The sequence below is a fragment of the Pseudomonas sp. JY-Q genome (assembly GCF_001655295.1).
GTDB lineage: Bacteria > Pseudomonadota > Gammaproteobacteria > Pseudomonadales > Pseudomonadaceae > Aquipseudomonas > Aquipseudomonas alloputida.
On record NZ_CP011525.1, the window covers coordinates 496,535 to 516,510 of the forward strand.

17 protein-coding genes are annotated in these 19,976 nt (G+C 63.3%); 9 read left to right on the plus strand and 8 right to left on the minus strand.

What is annotated here, in order from left to right; all coding sequences use genetic code 11:
• Nucleotides 1–120: 120 nt before the first annotated feature.
• The 8 genes from epd to AA098_RS02215 all read left to right on the plus strand — a co-directional run bounded on the left by epd (nt 121) and on the right by AA098_RS02215 (nt 7,370).
• The gene (epd, locus tag AA098_RS02180) at nt 121–1,182 is read left to right on the plus strand and encodes an erythrose-4-phosphate dehydrogenase (RefSeq protein WP_003249381.1); all 1,062 of its coding nucleotides are present in this window, start codon (nt 121–123) and stop codon (nt 1,180–1,182) included.
• Between the two features lie 12 nt (nt 1,183–1,194).
• On the plus strand, nt 1,195–2,358 hold the full coding sequence (locus AA098_RS02185) for a phosphoglycerate kinase (RefSeq protein ID WP_003249382.1): 1,164 nt from the start codon (nt 1,195–1,197) through the stop codon (nt 2,356–2,358).
• Entirely contained in the window at nt 2,358–2,609 is a 252-nt protein-coding gene (locus tag AA098_RS02190) for a hypothetical protein (RefSeq protein ID WP_003249384.1), read from the plus strand. Before AA098_RS02185 ends, AA098_RS02190 begins: the two co-directional genes overlap by 1 nt.
• Before the next feature lie 78 nt (nt 2,610–2,687).
• Nucleotides 2,688–3,017 carry an MliC family protein gene (locus tag AA098_RS02195; protein ID WP_004576614.1) on the plus strand — a complete coding sequence of 110 codons (330 nt, stop codon included), beginning with the start codon at nt 2,688–2,690 and terminating at the stop codon, nt 3,015–3,017.
• 100 nt (nt 3,018–3,117) lie between these two features.
• Complete coding sequence (gene fba, locus AA098_RS02200; RefSeq protein WP_003249389.1) at nt 3,118–4,182, plus strand: class II fructose-bisphosphate aldolase; 1,065 nt, start codon at nt 3,118–3,120, stop codon at nt 4,180–4,182.
• Nucleotides 4,183–4,394: 212 nt separating this feature from the next.
• Nucleotides 4,395–6,521, plus strand: coding sequence for a bifunctional diguanylate cyclase/phosphodiesterase (locus AA098_RS02205; RefSeq protein ID WP_064613778.1), 2,127 nt, complete (start codon nt 4,395–4,397; stop codon nt 6,519–6,521).
• Between the two features lie 39 nt (nt 6,522–6,560).
• Complete coding sequence (locus tag AA098_RS02210) at nt 6,561–7,061, plus strand: M48 family metallopeptidase (protein ID WP_004576612.1); 501 nt, start codon at nt 6,561–6,563, stop codon at nt 7,059–7,061.
• A gap of 12 nt (nt 7,062–7,073) precedes the next feature.
• The gene (locus tag AA098_RS02215; RefSeq protein WP_003249396.1) at nt 7,074–7,370 is read left to right on the plus strand and encodes a helix-turn-helix domain-containing protein; all 297 of its coding nucleotides are present in this window, start codon (nt 7,074–7,076) and stop codon (nt 7,368–7,370) included.
• 25 nt (nt 7,371–7,395) lie between these two features.
• Here the strand turns inward: AA098_RS02215 and AA098_RS02220 are convergent, their stop codons facing one another.
• Nucleotides 7,396–7,848 (minus strand): GNAT family N-acetyltransferase, encoded by a 453-nt coding sequence (locus AA098_RS02220; RefSeq protein WP_003249398.1) that lies wholly within the window; start codon nt 7,846–7,848, stop codon nt 7,396–7,398.
• A gap of 153 nt (nt 7,849–8,001) precedes the next feature.
• Here AA098_RS02220 and AA098_RS02225 point away from each other — a divergent pair, with 153 nt between their 5' ends.
• The gene (locus AA098_RS02225; protein WP_003249400.1) at nt 8,002–8,739 is read left to right on the plus strand and encodes an ABC transporter substrate-binding protein; all 738 of its coding nucleotides are present in this window, start codon (nt 8,002–8,004) and stop codon (nt 8,737–8,739) included.
• A gap of 18 nt (nt 8,740–8,757) precedes the next feature.
• Here AA098_RS02225 and yccS read toward each other — a convergent pair whose 3' ends face one another.
• The 7 genes from yccS to AA098_RS02260 form a co-directional block, all read right to left on the minus strand.
• Nucleotides 8,758–10,941: a YccS family putative transporter gene (gene yccS, locus AA098_RS02230; RefSeq protein WP_012053890.1), complete on the minus strand. Its 2,184-nt coding sequence runs from the start codon at nt 10,939–10,941 to the stop codon at nt 8,758–8,760.
• Nucleotides 10,942–11,024: 83 nt separating this feature from the next.
• Entirely contained in the window at nt 11,025–12,206 is a 1,182-nt protein-coding gene (locus AA098_RS02235) for an NAD(P)/FAD-dependent oxidoreductase (RefSeq protein ID WP_064613779.1), read from the minus strand.
• A gap of 121 nt (nt 12,207–12,327) precedes the next feature.
• A complete protein-coding gene (gene dbpA, locus AA098_RS02240; protein WP_230065385.1) occupies nt 12,328–13,665 on the minus strand; it encodes an ATP-dependent RNA helicase DbpA in 1,338 nt (445 codons plus the stop codon).
• Between the two features lie 112 nt (nt 13,666–13,777).
• Nucleotides 13,778–15,205 (minus strand): multidrug transporter subunit MdtD, encoded by a 1,428-nt coding sequence (mdtD, locus tag AA098_RS02245; RefSeq protein ID WP_003249408.1) that lies wholly within the window; start codon nt 15,203–15,205, stop codon nt 13,778–13,780.
• A gap of 109 nt (nt 15,206–15,314) precedes the next feature.
• Nucleotides 15,315–16,634 (minus strand): TldD/PmbA family protein, encoded by a 1,320-nt coding sequence (locus AA098_RS02250; protein ID WP_064613780.1) that lies wholly within the window; start codon nt 16,632–16,634, stop codon nt 15,315–15,317.
• Nucleotides 16,634–18,076, minus strand: coding sequence for a TldD/PmbA family protein (locus AA098_RS02255; RefSeq protein WP_064613781.1), 1,443 nt, complete (start codon nt 18,074–18,076; stop codon nt 16,634–16,636). The genes AA098_RS02250 and AA098_RS02255 overlap by 1 nt, the downstream gene beginning before the upstream one ends.
• A gap of 31 nt (nt 18,077–18,107) precedes the next feature.
• Nucleotides 18,108–19,910: an acyl-CoA dehydrogenase gene (locus AA098_RS02260; protein WP_003249414.1), complete on the minus strand. Its 1,803-nt coding sequence runs from the start codon at nt 19,908–19,910 to the stop codon at nt 18,108–18,110.
• Nucleotides 19,911–19,976 lie beyond the last annotated feature (66 nt).

Below are 19,976 nucleotides of genomic sequence, written 5' to 3' on the forward strand. Positions count from 1 at the left end.
AAGGCCGCTCCCACAGAAACGGTGCTGTCCTCCGGATGGCGCGGTCCCTGTGGGAGCGGCCTTGCGTCGCGATGGGCCGCAACGCGGCCCCAAAGCCATCATGCGTTAGCGAGCCAACCAATGCCCCACCCGCGTCCCTACAAAGTTGCACTCAACGGTTATGGCCGTATCGGCCGCTGTGTCCTGCGCGCGCTGTTCGAGCGGGGGGCAAAGGCCGGTTTCGAGATCGTCGCGCTGAACGATCTGGCCGATCAGGCCAGCCTGGAATACCTGACACGCTTCGACTCCACCCACGGGCGTTTTCCCGGCGAGGTCAAGGTCGACGGCGACTGTCTGCACATCAATGGCGATTGCGTGAAGGTAATGCGTAGTGCCACCCCCGAAGGCATCGACTGGGCTGCGCTGGGCATCGACCTGGTGCTGGAGTGCTCCGGTGCCTATAACACCCGTGCCGATGGCCAGCGTTTCCTCGACGCCGGTGCGCCAAGGGTGCTGTTCTCGCAGCCCATGGCCAGCGAGGCCGACGTTGACGCCACGGTGGTCTACGGCATCAACCAGGCCTGCCTTACCGGCAGCGAGCGCCTGGTGTCCAACGCCTCGTGCACCACCAACTGCGGCGTGCCGCTGCTGCGTGTGCTGGACCAGGCGTTCGGCATCGAATATGTGCAGATCACCACCATCCACTCGGCGATGAACGACCAGCCGGTGATCGATGCCTATCACCACGAAGACCTGCGCCGCACGCGTTCGGCCTTCCAGTCGGTGATTCCTGTGTCCACTGGCCTGGCGCGTGGCATCGAGCGCCTGCTTCCGGAACTTGCCGGGCGAATCCAGGCCAAAGCGGTACGTGTACCGACCGTCAACGTCTCGTGCCTGGACATCACCCTGCAGACTGCCCGCGACACCAGTGCGGCCGAAGTCAACCGAGTGCTGCGCGAGGCTGCGCTGGAAGGTCCGCTTAAAGGCTTGCTGGCTTACACCGAGCTGCCGCACGCCAGCTGTGATTTCAACCATGACCCACATTCGGCGATCGTCGATGCCAGCCAGACGCGTGTTTCCGGGCCCCGCCTGGTAAACCTGCTGGCCTGGTTCGACAACGAATGGGGTTTTGCCAACCGTATGCTCGACGTTGCCGAACACTTTCTGCACGTCGTTCACCCAACCCGCAACAAACAGCCCTGAAGGACTGCATTCATGACCGTGTTGAAGATGACCGACCTCGACCTGCAAGGTAAACGCGTACTGATCCGCGAAGACCTCAACGTGCCTGTGAAGGACGGTGTGGTAGCCAGCGATGCGCGTATCCTGGCAGCGCTGCCGACCATCAAGCTGGCCCTGGAGAAGGGCGCAGCGGTAATGGTCTGCTCGCACCTGGGCCGCCCGACCGAAGGCGAATTCTCTGCCGAGAACAGCCTCAAGCCGGTCGCCGATTACCTGAGCAAGGCCCTGGGCCGTGACGTGCCGCTGGTTGCCGACTATCTGGACGGTGTCGCGGTACAGGCCGGTGAACTGGTGCTGTTCGAGAACGTGCGCTTCAACAAGGGCGAGAAAAAGAACGCCGACGAGCTGGCGCAGAAGTACGCTGCCCTGTGTGACGTGTTCGTCATGGACGCCTTCGGCACCGCCCACCGCGCCGAGGGTTCCACTCACGGTGTAGCCAAGTTTGCCAAAGTCGCTGCTGCAGGCCCGCTGCTGGCTGCCGAACTGGACGCCCTGGGCAAGGCCCTGAAGGCCCCCGCCAAACCAATGGCGGCCATCGTTGCCGGCTCCAAGGTTTCCACCAAACTGGACGTGCTGAACAGCCTGAGCAGTGTTTGCGACCAGCTGATCGTCGGTGGCGGTATTGCCAACACCTTCCTGGCCGCTGCTGGCCACCCGGTGGGCAAGTCGCTGTACGAGCCTGACCTGGTCGACACCGCCAAGGCCATTGCCGCCAAGGTCAGCGTGCCGCTGCCAGTTGATGTGGTGGTTGCCAAGGAGTTTGCCGAGACCGCCGAAGCCACCGTCAAGGCCATCGCCGACGTTGCTGCCGACGACATGATCCTGGACATCGGCCCGCAAACCGCGGCCAATTTCGCCGAGCTGCTGAAATCGTCGAAAACCATTCTGTGGAACGGCCCGGTGGGCGTGTTCGAATTCGATCAGTTCGGCAACGGCACCAAGGTACTGGCCAAGGCCATCGCCGACAGCGCCGCATTCTCCATCGCCGGTGGCGGTGACACCCTGGCAGCCATCGACAAATATGGCGTCAGCAAGGAAATCTCCTACATTTCTACCGGTGGTGGCGCCTTCCTCGAGTTCGTCGAGGGCAAGGTCCTGCCAGCTGTGGCAATCCTGGAAGAGCGGGCCAAGGCCTGATGACGTCGGCGCTTGGCAAAGGGAGTGGCCTGGTGGTCAAACAATTGCCTGTGATGATGCTTGCCGGTCTGCTGAGCGCTTGCGCGGGCAGCCCGGCCTCGGATGCCGACCCGGCGCAGTCGCACAAGGGCGGTTGCTATCAGTCCGACTGGCAGGCCGAGACTGTGCCGGTCATCGGCAAGCGCGTGGGCCCGGAAGGCCTGGAAAAGTACGACGAAGACCACCAGCGCAAGGCGCCGGGTTGCCCTTGATCGGGTAATAGGCAACCTGAACGCTGATTTGTGGTCTTGAGGAAGGGCTGCACAGCAGCCCCAAATCGAGGAGACTGAATGAAAGCGCTTTTGGCCGTGACGGCCCTGGCGACACTGGCAGGATGCTCACTGCTGCAGCCGGCGCAACCGGCCCCGGCAGACAACTGGACCCGTTGGGTCTGCGACACCCAGGCTGAGGTGCTTTGGCGCTTCGCCGATGCGCAACGTGACCAGGTTGACGTGCGCCTTGGCGGCGGCGACCAGGTGTACCGGCTCAAGGCTGAACCGGGTGCCTCGGGTGCGCTGTACAGCGATGGCATGCTGGCCTTCCACACCAAGGGCGAAGAAGGCCTGGTGTACTGGGTGGCAACCAACGATCTGATTGGGCGGGGCTGCAAGGCACCGTGACTGGCCGGGCCGCGAGGGTGGCCCACACTACTTGAACAGCAACCGCCCCTGCGGCAGGCTTGCACGAAACAAACGACGCTTGTCGGGAGAGAGATACACAATGGCACTCATTAGCATGCGCCAGATGCTGGACCACGCCGCCGAGTTCGGCTACGGCGTACCAGCTTTCAACGTCAACAACCTCGAGCAGATGCGCGCCATCATGGAAGCGGCCGACAAGACTGACTCCCCGGTGATCGTTCAGGCTTCGGCCGGTGCCCGCAAATACGCGGGTGCGCCATTCCTGCGCCACCTGATCCTGGCTGCCATCGAAGAGTTCCCGCACATCCCGGTGTGCATGCACCAGGACCACGGTACCAGCCCTGATGTCTGCCAGCGCTCGATCCAGCTGGGCTTCAGCTCGGTGATGATGGACGGCTCGCTGGGTGAAGACGGCAAGACCCCGACCGACTACGAGTACAACGTCCGCGTTACCCAGCAGACCGTTGCCATGGCTCACGCCTGCGGCGTTTCGGTTGAAGGCGAGCTGGGCTGCCTGGGTTCGCTGGAAACCGGCATGGCCGGTGAAGAAGACGGGATCGGCGCCGAAGGCGTGCTGGATCACAGCCAGATGCTGACCGACCCGGAAGAAGCTGCCGACTTCGTCAAGAAGACCCAGGTCGACGCCCTGGCGATCGCCATCGGTACCAGCCACGGTGCCTACAAGTTCACCAAGCCACCAACCGGTGACGTGCTGGCCATCGATCGCATCAAGGAAATCCACAAGCGCATCCCCAACACCCACCTGGTGATGCACGGTTCGTCCTCGGTACCGCAAGAGTGGCTGGCGATCATCAACCAGTACGGCGGCGACATCAAAGAAACCTACGGTGTACCGGTCGAAGAAATCGTTGAGGGCATCAAGCACGGCGTGCGCAAGGTCAACATCGATACCGACCTGCGTCTGGCCTCTACCGGTGCCATGCGCCGTCTGATGGCGCAGAACCCGAGCGAGTTCGACCCACGCAAGTTCTTCGGTGAAACCATCAAGGCCATGCGCGACGTGTGCATCGCACGTTATGAAGCCTTCGGCACCGCGGGCAATGCTTCGAAGATCAAGCCGATCTCTTTGGACGGTATGTACCAGCGCTACCTGAAAGGTGAGCTGGCCGCCAAGGTCAACTGATCGACAGGTAACCCTGAAAAACCCGCAGTGATGCGGGTTTTTTTATGGGCGATGGAAACCTGTACATAATTTCCGCAGACCTACCGTTAGTCGGCTACCGTACAGTTTAACCACTGATAGCGTTCTGATTGCATTGCGTGTTGCAGCCTCAGGACTAGAGTACTAATGGATCCAACCGTATTTTGAAGTCGGTCACATAACAGAGAAGCAGCATGGATGGCGCTTACCCTCAACAGCAGCCACTGGATGGCAGCTCAGTTCTTCTGGTGGTAGACGACTACCCCGAGAACCTCATCAGCATGCGGGCCTTGCTGGCCCGGCAGGATTGGCAAGTATTGACGGCGAGCTCTGGGATAGAAGCGTTGAGCGCGTTGCTTGAGTACGAAGTCGATCTGGTGCTGATGGATGTACAGATGCCGGAAATGGACGGCTTTGAAGTCGCCCGGCTGATGCGCGGCAATCAGCGTACCCGACTGACCCCGATCATTTTCCTCACCGCCAACGAACAGTCCGACGCGGCCGTGCTCAAAGGCTACGCCAGCGGCGCCGTGGACTACATGTTCAAACCGTTCGACCCGCAAATACTCAAGCCCAAGGTCCAGGCGCTGCTCGACCAGCAGCGCAACCGGCGCATGTTGCAGCAGCTCAGTCGCGAACTGGAGGCGGCCAGGGCATTCAATGCGTCCATCCTGGAGAATGCTGCCGAAGGCATTCTGGTGGTTGATGCCCATGGCATCATCAGTTTTGCCAATCCGGCCATTTCCCGTTTGCTGGCGGCACCGGTGCAACAACTGCAGGGCACTCCATTGCTCGACGTTGTGCAACTGACCAGTACCAGCCTGTGGCGCGAGTCGGACTTCTACAAGGCCTACCAGGGGCGGCAGATCTTCCGCGTACATGATGCCCAACTGCGGACCCAAGGGGGGGAGCTTGTGCCGGTGGCGCTGTCCTGTGCGCCGTTGCCGGCCGACCAACAGGCCATGGTGGTGACCGTGCTGGACATGTCGGTGGTGCGTAACTTGCACCAGCAGCTGGAATACCAGGCTATTACCGACCCGCTCACCGGCCTGCTCAACCGTCGTGGTTTTTACCAGGCTGCTGAAGGTGTTCTGTTGCGCAACGAGCGCTCGGACAAGGCGCAGGCGTTGATGTACATGGACCTGGATGGCTTCAAACGCATCAACGACTCGCTCGGCCACGACGCGGGCGACCGGGTGTTGCGCTGGGTGGCCGAGCAGCTCAAGGACTGCCTGGGCAGTGAGGCCTTGCTGGCGCGTATGGGCGGGGATGAGTTCACTGCACTGTTCGACAGCTTGCCCTACCCGGAGCAGGCCGGGCGTTACGCAGAACGGTTGCTTGAGCGTGTTTCCATCAGCCATGAGGTCGACGGGCTCGATGTATGCCTTGGGGTCAGCATCGGCATTGCCACCTACCCGGACTGCGGCGCCAATGTTGAAGGCCTGCTGCGTTCGGCCGATGCAGCGATGTACGCAGCCAAGCAAGCGGGGCGTCAGCAATACCGCTTCTACGACCAGGAACTCAACGGACGGGCGCGCTCGCGATTGATGCTCGAGGATAGCGTGCGCATGGCCATCGAGCAGCAGGACTTTACCTTGGTGTACCAGCCACAGGTCGCCTTCCACGATGGCCGCCTGCGTGGTTTCGAGGCCTTGCTGCGCTGGCAGCACCCCAGCGTTGGCGATGTGCCGCCGGGGCTGTTCATCCCGTTGCTGGAAGAAGCGCGTCTGATCAACCGCCTGGCCAGCTGGATCTACCGCCAGGGGGCCGCCCAGCGGCAGGCCTGGTACGACAGGTTTCCGCCGGACCTTGTGCTCGGCATCAGCCTGAGCCGCGCGCAGTTTGTCATGCCTGGCCTGGTCGAAGAACTGCAACGGGTCATCCAGCTTTACCAGCTTGTCCCGACGCAGTTGGAGGTGGAAGTGGCGGAAACGTCGCTGATGTATAACATCGACGCGGCCGTCAAACAGATACACCGCTTGCGTGAGCTGGGTGTGAGGGTGGCCCTGGATGACTTTGGTGCGGGTGACTGTTCGTTGCGCATGCTGCGCGACCTGCCTATCGACACCCTCAAGCTCGACCGTCATCTGGTGGCACGTCTGCCCGATTCGGCGGTAGATGCTGCGTTGGTTCGCAGCGTGATCGGCTTGTGCGCCGACTACCGTATCACGGTGATCGCCGAGGGGGTGGAGACCCCGGCGCAGGCAGCCTGGCTCAAGGCCAATGGTTGCGAATACGTTCAGGGTTTCCTGGTGGCTTATCCGATGACCGCTGCTGACGCTAGCGGCTTCCCGGCAATTTTCTCCTGGCCAGGGCCGTGATTGGCTAGAATCGGCATTCGTTACGCCGAATACAGCGCCATGACCGTACTACGTTACTTGCAAGCCTACCCCCCGCACCTGCAGGCGCAGGTGCGGCAGATGATCGACAGCGACCGCCTGGGTGAATACCTGCAGCGCCGTTACCCTGACCGCCATGACGTGCAAAACGACAAGGCGCTGTATGGCTATGCCCAGGATTTGCGCCAACAGTACCTGCGAAGTGCGCCAAACCTGGACAAGGTATTGTTCGACAGCCGCCTCGATCTGACGCATCGGGCCCTGGGCTTGAACACGGCGGTCTCGCGGGTGCAGGGTGGCAAGCTCAAGGCGAAGAAGGAAATCCGCATTGCCTCGCTGTTCAAGGAGGCCGCGCCACAGTTCTTGCGCATGATTGTTGTGCACGAGTTGGCGCACCTGCGCGAGCGAGATCACAACAAAGCGTTCTACCAGCTCTGCCAGCACATGGAGCCGGACTATCACCAACTGGAATTCGACCTGCGCGTCTACCTGACCTACCGGGAGCTGCCGGGCAACCTCTAAGGAACATGCAGCATGGAAGTGAGCAAGACCAAGAGCAGCTTCTACCGCCGCCTGTACGTGGCCTGGCTGATCGATAGCCAGACCGCGACCAGCGTGCCCGCCCTGATGGAAGCCACCGGCATGCCCCGTCGCACAGCCCAGGACACTATCGCCGCGCTGGCCGACCTGGACATCGTCTGCGAGTTCGAACAGCAGGAAGGCGCACGCAACCACGCCGGGCATTATCGCATTCATGATTGGGGGGCGATCGACAAGCAGTGGATCATCCGTCACTTGCGGCAGATCCGCGAAGTGCTGGGTTACCCCTGATGTGCAAAGCCCGCACAGGGTGGGCTCATCCCTTGCGCATTCCAATGGACGCGATGCCGTCCTCCAAAGACTCCTCGCCCACCACCGCAAACCCATGGCGGGCATAAAACGCCTGTAAATGCGCCGGAGCCGACAGATAAACCGGCACCCCCGGCCAACAATGCTCCGCCGCTTCCAGCCCCTTGAGCAGCAAGCTTTCGTCGAGCTGCAAACCTCGCGCCTGCGGTGATGTCACCACTCGTCCGATCACCACATCCCCACCTTGTGACTGCGGATCCAGCAGGCGCAGGTAGGCCACCAGCTTGTCTTCCTGCCAGGCCATGAGGTGCAGGGTATCGCCAGTCAGGTCCTGACCATCGACTTCCTGGTAGGCGTGGCGCTGCTCCACCACGAGTACTTCAGTGCGTAGCTGCAAAATGGCATAGAGCTGCTCCTTGCCGAGGTCGGTGTGGTGCTTGCAGAGCCAGTCGATTGACATGGGCACGAACTCCTTGGATGGGGCTCGATCATCGCATGCTGCATGTGCTTCGGCCAAAATAGAGGCTAAATGACACTATTGGCCGCTGCCCTCGGCAACCGCTTTGTGTAATCTCACTGGCAGTGTTGCCCTCCATTGCGAAAGGACGTGAGCATGCGGCCACTGCTTTATGTTCTGGGTTTACTGGCAACGATGCTGGCAACACCTGCCCCGGGTCACGACAAGCTGCGCCTGGTGGCCGACAACTGGCCACCGTTCACCGATGCCAAGATGCCGGGCGGCGGCCTTGCGACCAGCATCGTTACCACCGCACTGGCCCGTGCCGGCTACGCCAGCGGCTATGAAGAGGTACCGTGGGCGCGTGCATTGCTGGGGGTAGGTGAAGGGCGCTACGACGTGCTGATCAATGCCTGGTACAACGACTCGCGCGCCAATATCGGGCAATTCTCCAGCGCCTACCTGAGTAATCGTATTCGCCTGCTGCAACGTAAGGGCGAGGCATTCAGCTACACGCGTCTGTCTGACCTTTATGCCTACAGCATTGCGGTAGTGCGTGATTACACCTATTCACCGGAATTCGACGGGGATCCGCGTCTGAACAAAGTGCCGGTGCGCAACTTTTCTTCTGCGGTACGCATGTTGGCGGCAGGGCGGGTAAGCCTGGCGGTGGAAGACGAGTACGTGGCCCGCTACAACCTGCAGCGCGAGCCGCAGGAAGTGCGTGACAGGGTGATGCTGGTGGATCCGCCGCTGGGGGAGAACACCCTGCATGTCCTGGTCAGCCTGAAGCACCCGGAGCATGATCGGATCGTCGAGCGCTTCGAGCAGGCGATAGCGGCGATGAAGGCCGATGGCAGCTATGCCCGGCTGCTGCGTCAGTACGGCTTTTGAGCACAGGCACTAAAACGATCAGGCCGGGGCATTTTCCTTGATCAGGTGTGCCGCCAGGGTCCGCAATGGCCCCAGCTGGCGGCATATCAACGCCAGCTGCGTCTGCACCAGCCGCTGATGCTCATCCAGATCTTCCGGCATCTGCTCCAGGGCATTGGCCAGCGCCTCTTCGGCATCACTGTGAATCGCCACCGGCAGCCGTGCGGCCAGGCCGTTGGCAATCTCGTCCAGGCTGCTGGCCAGGCTTTGCCCGGCGCCTTCGATCAACTGCTCCTGCACCTCCGCTGGCAACGCCGTGTCGCGGTGCGCGCCTAACCCCGAGAGGTAGCTGAGCAACGTGTGCGACAGCACCAGGAAGCGAAAGCCAACGTCGGCCTCCTTACGGAAATGCCCCGGCTCCATCAGCATGTTGGCCAAGGTGGTGGACAGCGCCGCGTCAGCGTTGTGGGCATTGCGCCGGGCCAGGCGGTAGGCCAGGTCGTCGCGCTTGCCGTGGGCATACTGCTGCATGATCTGGCGCAGGTACACGCTGGCGCAGGCCAGGGTATTGGCCAGCGCCTTGTTCAGCCGTCGGCCCTGCCAGTCAGGCAGGAACAGGAACACTGCAAGAATGGCAATCAGGCTGCCCACCAGCGTATCGAACAGGCGTGGCAGGAACAGGCCGTAGCCATCGCCGATCTGGTTGAAGCAGAACAGCACCATCAGGGTGATCGCGGCAGTGGCCAGGGTGTAGCGGGTGGTGCGGTTGACGAAGAACACCACCCCGGCAACCACGGCGAACAACGACTGGATGACCGGGTTGGGGAACAGGTCGAACAAGGCCCAGCCCACTGTCAGGCCAACGGCAGTGCCGAAGATTCGCTGCACCAGCTTGCGCCGCGTGGCCCCGTAGTTGGGCTGGCACACGAACAGCGTGGTGAGGATGATCCAGTAGCCCTGGGTCGGGTGAATCAGGTGCACCATGCCATAGCCGATCGACAACGCCAGCGGCAGGCGCAAGGCATGGCGGAACAACAGCGAAGTCGGTGTGAGCTGAGTGCGCAGGCGCGTCCACACGTCCTTCAGCGAGCGCGGCGAGCGGTCGAGCAGGCTGCTGTCGCTGGCGTCGGCCAGGCTGTCCGGGTTGCTGGCGGCACTGAGCAGGCGGTCCAGTGTTGCCAGGTTGGCAGCGAGTGCCCGCAGTGAGCGCAACAGGCCGCGCCAGGCCGGGTTGCTCTGGATGCGCAGGTGCTCCAGCGAGGCGTTGAGGTCTTCGAGGGCTTCTGGATAACCGCTGGCCAGCACGAATGGTTGGCGCAGGCGGATCGAGCGGGCCAGTTCCTGGCAGGATGAGCCCTGCTTACGCAACAGGCGCTGGCAGCGGAACATGACGTCGCTGTGGAAAAACGCCTCGGTCAGTGCGTTGTAGGGGTAGTGCGAGGCACTGACACGCTCGTGGATGTCCTGGGCCAGGAAGTACAGCTTGAGGTAGCGGCTTACCTTCGAGTTTGGTTGGCTGTTGCCCACCCGGTGCAGGATGATCTCCTTGGCTGCGTTCAGCGCGGCCACCACCTTGCCGTTCTGCTGGGCCAGTTCCAGCCGCCGTGCCTCGACGTCGAGCGTGCGGACCGGTTCAAACAGGCTGGCCTTGAGCTTCAGGTAGCTACCCAGCTCGAAAAACAGTTTGGCCAGGCTCTGTTGTACCGGCTGGTTGGAAAACAGCGCCTGCCACAGCACCGACAACAGCCCGTACCAGGCCGCACCTGCCACCAGCAGCAGCGGTTCGTGCCAGAAATCGGTGACCTGGCCACCGCGCTGGTCCACCCCGATCATGGTGTAGACCGAAGTGATCAAGGTGGCCGAAGCGATGGCGCCGTAGCGCTCGCCCAGCGCCCCGAGCATGGTCAGGCCAAAGGCAGCCAGGGCCAGGGCAATGACGAAGATCCAGGGGTAGGGGAACAGCAACTCGACTGCCAGTGCAGCGATGGCGAAGCACACCAGGGTAACGGCCAGGGCGCTGAGGCGGCCCTGCCAGCTGTCGTCGGTTTCGGCCAGGGCGCTGGCGATGATGCCGAGGAACAGCGGAATCAGCAGGGCCATCTCGTTCTGGTACCAGCACAGGGCCAGGCTGCCGGTGAGGGCAATGGTGACCCGGATGCTGTAGCTGAACTTGTCTTGGCCCCACAGGCGACGCAGTGACTGACGGAACGAGCTCGATGACATGATGGCCTGCCAGGCGGTGAGCGAAGAATGCACTGCAGCACGGGCCAGCAAGAAGCGTTCCGTGCTGCTGAAAGGATTCTACTCTACACGAACTGCGCGGCGGCGTTCGCCGATGCCCAAGCCCACTGGAAGTTGAAACCACCCAGGTGGCCGGTGACATCCAGCACTTCGCCGATGAAGTACAAGCCGGGGCTTTTCAGCGATTCCATGGTCTTGGACGACACCTCGCGGGTATCCACGCCGCCCAGGGTCACTTCGGCGGTGCGGTAGCCTTCGGTGCCGGCTGGCACCACTTGCCAGTTCGCCAGCTTTTCGGCGATGTGCGCCAGTTCCGCCGGTGTGTACTGCTTCATCGGCTTCGATTCGAACCACTGCTCGGCCAGCAAGTTAGCCAGCTTGCGAGTGAACACCTCGCCCAGCACGGTCTTCAGTTCGGCGTTGGCGCGTTCGGCCTGCATCTGTTGCAGCCAGGAAAGCGCATCGCGGTCGGGCAACAGGTTGATCTCGACCGTGTCACCGGTTTCCCAGAACGACGAGATCTGCAAGATTGCCGGGCCGCTCAGGCCGCGGTGCGTGAACAGCAGGTTTTCGCGGAAGCTGGTGCCATTGCAGCTGGCGGTGCAGTCCAGCGAGGTGCCGGACAACTCAGTGCACATCGCCTTGAGTTGGGGCTCGGTGATGGTGAATGGCACCAGCCCAGCGCGGGTTGGCAGCAGGGTGTGGCCGAACTGGCGGGCCACCTGGTAGCCGAAACCGGTGGCGCCCAGGGTCGGGATCGACAGGCCGCCGGTGGCGATGACCAGCGACTGGCAGGCGAACTGGCCGCCGCTGGTCTGCAGCAGGTAGCCGCTTTCGGTCTTCTCGATCTGTTCGATGCTGGTGTGCATGCGGATCTCGGCACCGGCCTCGTCGCACTCGGCCAGCAGCATGTCGAGGATGTCGCTGGCCTTGTTGTCACAGAACAGCTGGCCGAGCTTCTTCTCGTGGTACGCCACGCCGTGCTTGCACACCAGCTCGATGAAGTCCCACTGGGTGTAGCGGGCCAGGGCCGACTTGCAGAAGTGCGCGTTGTGCGAAAGGAAGTTGGCCGGCTCGGTGTACAGGTTGGTGAAGTTGCAGCGCCCGCCGCCGGACATGAGGATTTTCTTGCCTGGCTTGTTGGCGTGGTCGAGCAGCAGCACCCGGCGGCCGCGACGGGCACTGAGCTGGGCGCACATCAGGCCGGCGGCGCCGGCGCCAAGGATGATCACGTCGGTGGAGTGCACGGTATGAACCTTCAGATTGAAATGCTGAACCCTGTGGGGGCGGGTTCACCCGCGAATGCGACGATGCATTCACTGCCGCGTTCGCGGGTAAACCCGCTCCTACAGGGGGCTTTGCCTGGCTTTAGATAATGCGGACTTTCAGGGCGCGACCCTTGATCTTGCCGCTGTTCAGTCGCTGCATGGCTTGCTTGGCCAACGCCCGCTCCACGGCCACAAACGCCTGGAAGTCGAAGATGGCGATCTTGCCCACTTGCTTGCCCGGGATGCCGGCATCACCGGTCAGGGCCCCCAGAATGTCGCCAGGGCGCAGCTTGTCCTTGCGGCCAGCGGCAATGCACAGTGTGGTCATCACCGGCAGCAGGGGCTCGCCGCCCTTGTTTTTCAGGCTGTCCAACTGGTCCCAGCGCAGCGGGCTCTTCTGCAGCGCTTCGATGGCCTGGGCGCGGTGGCCTTCGGCCGGTGCCACCAGGCTGACCGCAACGCCTTTCTCGCCGGCGCGGCCGGTACGGCCCACGCGGTGCACGTGGATTTCCGCATCACGCGCCAGCTCCACGTTGATGACCATGTCCAGGCCATCGATGTCCAGGCCGCGCGCGGCCACGTCGGTAGCCACCAGCACCGAGCTGCTGCGGTTGGCGAACATGGTCAGCACCTGGTCACGGTCGCGCTGCTCCAGGTCGCCGTGCAGGGCCTGGGCGACGATGCCCTTGGCGGTCAGGTGGGCAACCACGTCTTCGCATTGCTGCTTGGTGAAGCAGAACGCTACGCACGACTGCGGGCGGTAGTGGCCGAGCACGCGGGTGACGGCTTCCAGGCGTTGCTGCGGGTCAATCTCGATGAAACGCTGCTCGATCTGGTTGTCGGTGTGCAGGCTTTCGACCTTGACCTGCTGCGGGTTGCGCATGAAGTCGGCGGCCAGTTGCTTGATGCCGGCCGGGTAGGTGGCCGAGAACAGCAGGGTCTGGCGGCGCGACGGGGTCTTGCCGATGATACTGGCGATGGCGTCGAAGAAGCCCATGTCGAGCATGCGGTCGGCTTCGTCCAGCACCAGGGTGTTCAACCCGTCCAGGACCAGGGTGCCTTTGTCCAGATGCTGCTGGATGCGCCCTGGGGTGCCGACGATGATGTGCGCACCGTGCTCCAGCGAAGCGATCTGTGGGCCCAGCGAAACGCCGCCGCACAGGGTCAGGATCTTGATGTTGTCCTCGGCACGGGCCAGGCGGCGCAGCTCCTTGGCCACCTGGTCGGCGAGTTCGCGGGTAGGGCAGAGCACCAACGCCTGGCAGCCGAAGTAGCGCGGGTTGATCGGGTTGAGCAGGCCGATGCCGAAGGCGGCAGTCTTGCCGCTACCGGTCTTGGCCTGGGCGATCAGGTCCTGGCCTTTGAGGATGACAGGCAGGCTCTGGGCCTGGATCGGCGTCATCGAGGCATAGCCAAGGGCCTCCAGGTTGGCCAGCATGGCAGTGGACAGCGGCAAGGTGGCAAAGGCGGTGGATTCGGTGGTCACGAGGCGGGCCTGCGGTGCGAAGCGAAAAATGCCGCATAGTCTACCAGCCTCGTGGCCATTCGCCCTACGACTCCATGTGTTGTTCCGGACGACGGGCACGCCTTCCGTCCGTCGGCGCCAGCTGCAGGAAGATCGCCGCTGCCAGCATGGCCATTACGCCGATGGTGACGAAGGTCAGCTGGAACGCGCCCAGGGTGGTTTCCACGCCCTCGGCGCTGCCTGCCGCAGTAAAGCCGCCCAACAGTGCGCCGGCGCAGGCCACACCCAGGCTCAGCGACAGTTGCGCGACCACCGACAGCAGGCTGTTACCGCTACTGGCGCTGGCGTCGTCGAGATCGATGAGCGTCACTGTGTTCATCGCAGTGAACTGCATGGAGTTCACTGCCCCCAGAAGGCCAAGTTGCACCAACAGCAGCCAATAAGGGGTCTGCTCGTCCACCAGGCCCAGGCTTGCCAGCAGGATGCCCAGCAGCAAGGTATTACCGGTGAGGATGATGCGATAGCCGAACCGTTCGATCAGCGGTCGGGCAATGGATTTGGCCAGCATGGCCGCCGCCGCCAGCGGGATCATGCTCATGCCTGCCTGGGCGGGTGAGTAGCCCAGCGCAACCTGCAGCAGCAACGGCACCAGGAACGGCAGCGCGCCGCTGCCCAGGCGGGCGAACAGGTTGCCGAGGATGCCGATGGCGAAGGTGCGCACGCGGAACAGGCTTGGCGAGAACAGCGGCTCCGGGTCGCGCCCGGCGCGCAGCCAGTACGCGGCCAGGCAGGCCATGCCGGCGAACAGCAGCAACATTACCCGCAAGTGCGGCAGGTGCAGCTCGCCCAGGCCTTCCATGGCAATGGTGATCAGTACCATCGCTGCACCGAACAGCAGGAAACCAGGGCCGTCGAAGGTGGTGCGCTCGGCGCCGCGCAAGTCCGGGATGAACTTCCACACGGCAATGCAGCCAAGCAGGCCGACAGGCAGGTTGAGCAGGAAGATCCAGTGCCAGCTGAGGATTTCCACCAGCCAGCCACCGACCGTTGGCCCCAGCAATGGCCCGAGCAGGCCGGGGATGGTGATGAAACTCATGATCCGCACCAGCTCGCTGCGTGGGTAGGCGCGCAGCACCACCAGCCGCCCGACCGGCAGCATCAGCGCACCGCCCAGGCCTTGCACCACGCGGGCGAAGATCAGGAAGCCAAGGCTGTTGGCTGCGGCGCACAGCAGCGAGCCAAAGCTGAACAGCAAGATAGCGCTGAAGAAGATGCGCTTGGTGCCGAAACGGTCGGCGATCCAGCCTGAGGCAGGGATCAGCAGGGCCACGGTGAGCATGTAGGCAATGATCACACCTTGCATGCGCAAGGGGTCTTCGGCCAACGAGCGGGCCATGGCCGGCAGCGCCGTGTTGAGGATGGTGCCGTCCAGGGACTGCATGAAGAAGGCGATGGCCACCACCCAAGGGATCCAGCGGGCGGTGACGGGGTCCAGCGGGGTGCGTTCGGGCATGACGTCCTCGTTTGTCAGTGCCGGCCCTTTCGCGGCTAAAGCCGCTCCTACAAGGGTTACGCGTTCCTTGTAGGTGCGGCTTTAGCCGCGAAAGGGCCGGCAAGTCCAGTCACAATGTCAGGGTCAGGCCTTTGACCAGTGCTCCGGGCAAATGACTCGACCCGGTACTGCGCTGTCCATAAGTACTGGTCGACAGAATCATCTCGCGCTCCTGGGTCAGGTCCTCCAGCTGGCTGCCCAGTAAGCTGTACAGGCTGTCATCGAAGCGCATGGTACTCACCGGCCCCTGGATCTGCCCGTCTTCTACCCAGAAAGTGGCGAAGCGGGTCAGCCCGGTCATGCGCGCCGCTGGCAGGTCCGAGTAGTTCAGGTACCACAGGTTGCTGATGTACAGCCCGGTGCCTAGACGCTCAAGGATCTGCGCACTGGCCAGATTGCCCGGCGCCAGGCTGAGCGCACAGGGCGACTCGTAGCCGTCGGCGCCATTGGCCTGCAGCTCGAACTCGGCCGCACTGCGCGCACTGATCAACCGCTGCCGGGCCTCGCCTTGCTGGATCAGCGGCACATCCAGGCGCGGCGCACCTTCATCGGAAAATGCCGGGCTAAGCGAGCCGCTGACCTGCTCGGTAAAACTGACCAGCGGGCTAAGCCGTGCATCGCCGTTGTACAGGCGCTGCAGAGCGCTGTTGCCAGTGGCCAGCGCCTGCGCGGAAAAGCCGCCCCAGCACAACATGCCGGCGACTTCGTCCATGGCCGCAGGTGCAAGGTAGGCGCGGTAGGTGCCGGGCTTGAGGGTAACTGCCGGGAGGCCGAGGAAACCCAACTGCTCTCGTGCTTGGCGCAGGCGTACGGTGAAGTCGTCGGCGCTCCAGGCCTGGCCGGCATAGTTGGCCTTCACTGCCTGGCCATTATCGTGGAACAGGCTCCAGTCGACGTTGAAGCTGTTGGCCTGGTGCCAGCCGAAGGCGCCGAACGAGCTGGCGAAGCCGCGGCATACCGGGCCGGCGGCGTAGATGCCGACCAGGTCCAGGTCACCTGCTTCACGCTCGAGCAGGGCCAGTACTTCGTTCAGTGCGGGCAGGGGGTGTTCCTGCAGGCTATGGCTGTGCCAGGCGTTTTCGTCCAGGCGCAGGTAAGGGTCGAGTGCCAGCAGCGGCAAGGTCTGGCGCAGCTGCTCGAGCGCAACGTTCAGGCGCTGGCGATCCAGTTGCACGTCGCCACTCAAGGTCACCTGCTGTTCCGCCTGGCGCCCATCGCGCACCAGTCGCAGTTGCGCGCTGGCCTGGCTGACTTCGCCGGCCTGGCGCACCTTGGCATGGTTGAAACGCACGAACTGCGATTGCTCGGCACTGTAACCGAGGGTGAACTGCTCGCCCGCCTGAAGGGCGGCGTGCACCTCCCCGACCAGGGTTTCGAACGCGTGCTTCATCAGGCGTCTCCTCCGAATACATCGATCTGGCGGAACACACAGGCCGGCGAGGCGTGGCCGACCCGCACCACCTGATTGGGTTCGCCCTTGCCACAGTTGGGCGTGCCCAGCACCTGGAAGGTACTGTGGTCGCCAACCGCCGACAGGTTGCGCCAGAACTGCGCGGAGATGCCGCGGTAGTTGGGGTTCTTGACGATGCCCTTGAGCTCGCCATTTTCAATCAACTGGCCCCATTCGCAGCCGAACTGGAACTTGTTGCGCGCATCGTCGATGGACCAGGAACGGTTGGTACGCATCAGGATGCCGTGCTCGATGCCCTGGATCAGTTGCGGCAGGCTTTGCTCACCAGGCTCGATGTTGAGGTTGGCCATGCGGTCGATCGGCGCGCGGTTCCAGCCGCAGGCACGGCTGTTGGCCACGCCGTCCAGGCCGGAGCGGAACTGAGACAGCGCGCCACCCAGCGGGCGCAGCAGCAGGCCGTCGCGTATCAGGAATGCTTTGCTGGCCGGGGTGCCGTCGTCGTCATGACTGTAGCTGGCCAGCTCTTCGCCAATGGTCGGGTCGAAGGTCACGTTCAGCAGGCTGGAGCCGTACTGCAGGTGGCCGAAGTCGCTGGCTTTGACGAAGCTGGTGCCGGCGTAGTTGCGCTCGTCGCCCAGAATGCGGTCCATCTCCAGCGGGTGGCCGATGGATTCGTGAATCTGCAGCATCATCTGGTCCGGCATCAACAGCAGGTCACGCGGGCCACTGGGGGTGTTCGGTGCCTGCAGCAGCTGCAGTGCTTCGCCAGCGACCCGACTGGCCGCGCCGACCAGGCCGCAGCGCTCGATGATCTCGAAACCACCCTGTTGGCCGAAGTTGTCGCGGCCCAGGCTGCGGCTTTGGCTGTCCTGGCCGTCGCTGGCGGTCACCCCCAGGCCCGGGAACAGGAAGCGCTGGGCATGGCGCAGTTCGGCGCCGGCCGAGTTCAGGTAGGTTTGCTCGACCAGGCTCAGCCCCAGGCTGGCCTGCCAGTCCACCAAACGGCTGTCCTTGGGCACGCTGGCCGATTCGGCGGCGAGCAGGCCAAGGCAGTCGGCGAGGCTGGGCACGGGTTGGTCGAAGTTGGGCGAAACATGGTCGTGGCGTGCGCTGGTCACGGCGTGTTCGCGCAGGTCCAGCAGGCTGTGCCGGGCGATCTGCCGCGCCAGCGCCTCGGCTTGCTCAAGGGCGCGCTGCAGGCCAGCCTGGGACAGGTCGGCGGTGGCAGCGTAGGCCTCCACGCCATTGACCCGCACGGTGAGCATGGCGCCCTCATCCTGGCTGAAGAAGGGTGGTTCGGCGACGTTGCGGCGAACCGAAAGCGCCTGGTGCGACTGTTTCACATGGCGCAGGGAAAACAACTCGGCCGTACTGCGCAGCGCAGCAAAGCGCTGGCGCAGCAGGGCGCTGGAATCGAACATGCGGATGCCTCCGTGTACACGGTGGCTCCCCCTAGAACCACCCGTCTTGCATGCCGAGGCAGGTATCGTCGTGTGCCTCGAGCAATGCCAGCTCATTATGGCAGCCCGGTACTTCCCAGGTCAGGAAAAAACGCGCAGCTTGCAGCTTGCCGAGGTAGAAGTCGCGATCAGCAGCGGTTCCCTTGAGCAGACCAAGTTCGGCGTGAACCGCCTGCTCCAACCAGCGCCAGCCGATCACGCAGTGGCCGAAGGCCTTGAGGTACAAGGCAGAGTTGGCCAAGGCACCAGCGACTTTGCCTTGGGCGAGGTCACCGAGCAGGACCAGGGTCACCCCCTGCAGGCGGTTGGCCAGTTGTTCCAGCGGCTGACGCAGTGGGTCAAGGTTCGGGTGATGGCTGGCACGTTCGCAGGTGGTGGCGATCAGGCGTATCAGCTGCTTGAGGCCGGCACCATTGTGCTGTGCCAGCTTGCGACCGAGCAGATCGAGCGACTGGATACCCTCGGTACCTTCGTGGATCGGGTTCAAACGGTTGTCACGGTAGTACTGCTCCACCGGGTATTCGCGGGTGTAGCCGTGGCCGCCAAGAATCTGGATCGCCAATTCGTTGGCCTTGAGGCAGAACGCCGAGGGCCAGGATTTGACGATCGGGGTCAGCAGGTCGAGCAGGTCCTGCGCCAGTTTGCGGGTGTTTTCGTCAGCGGCCGTATGGGTGTCGTCGAACAGGCGCGCGGCGTACAGGCCCAGGTCAAAGGCGCCTTCTACGTAGGCCTTCTGCGCCAGAAGCATGCGCTTCACATCCGTGTGCTCGATGATCGGCACCGCCGGGCTGTGTGGGTCCTTGTTGTCTGGCAGCCGGCCCTGCGGCCGCTGGCGAGCGTATTCCAGGGAGTAAAGGTAGCCGGCGTAACCCAGCATCACCGCGCCCATGCCTACGCCTATCCGCGCCTCGTTCATCATCTGGAACATACAGGCCAGGCCTTGGTGCGGCTGGCCGACCAGATAGCCGACGCACTGGCCATTGTCGCCGAAGTTCAGCGCGGTCGAGGTGGTGCCGCGCCAGCCCATCTTGTGGAACAGCCCGGCCAGCAGCACATCGTTGCGCGGGCCACGGCTGCCGTCCGGGTTTACGTGGTACTTGGGCACGATGAACAGCGAGATGCCTTTGACCCCGGGCGGGGCGTCCGGAAGCTTGGCCAGCACCATGTGCACGATGTTTTCCGACAGTTCGTGGTCGCCGCCGGAAATGAAGATCTTGTTGCCTTTGAGCCGGTAGCTGCCGTCGCCTGCTGGTTCGGCGCGGGTGCGTATGTCGGCCAGCGACGAGCCGGCGTGGGGTTCGGTCAGCGCCATGGTGCCGAAGTAGCGGCCCTCGATCATCGGTTGCAGGAACAGGCGCTTCTGTTCATCGGAGCCGAAGCTCTCGATCAGGTTGGCCGCGCCCATGGTCAGGAACGGGTAGGCCGTGGTGCCGGCGTTGGCGGCCTGGAAGTGGGCGAAGCAGGCTTGCGAGACCAGGCTGGGCAGCTGCATGCCGCCGACCTCGAAGTCCCGGTTGGCGTTGAGGAAGCCGGCTTCGAGGAAGGCATCGACGGCGGGCTTCACCTCGGGAATCAGCTCGGCGCGGCCGTCCACGTAGCGTGGTTCGTTTTCGTCGGCCTTGCGGTTGTGCGGGGCGAAATACTTTTCGGCGATGGTGCGGGCGGTCGTCAGTGCCGCATCGAAGGTTTCACGGCTGTGCTCGGCGAAGCGCGGGCGCTGGGTCAGGGCTTCGGCGTCGAGGACTTCGTAGAGCTCGAAGGCAAGGTTGCGGGGGCTGAGCAAGGTCTCGGGCATGGTGGCGGTCCTGAGGCGGGATGCTGCGAGTGTAGGAGCGTGGTGAGACTGGGGACAGGTTAATAG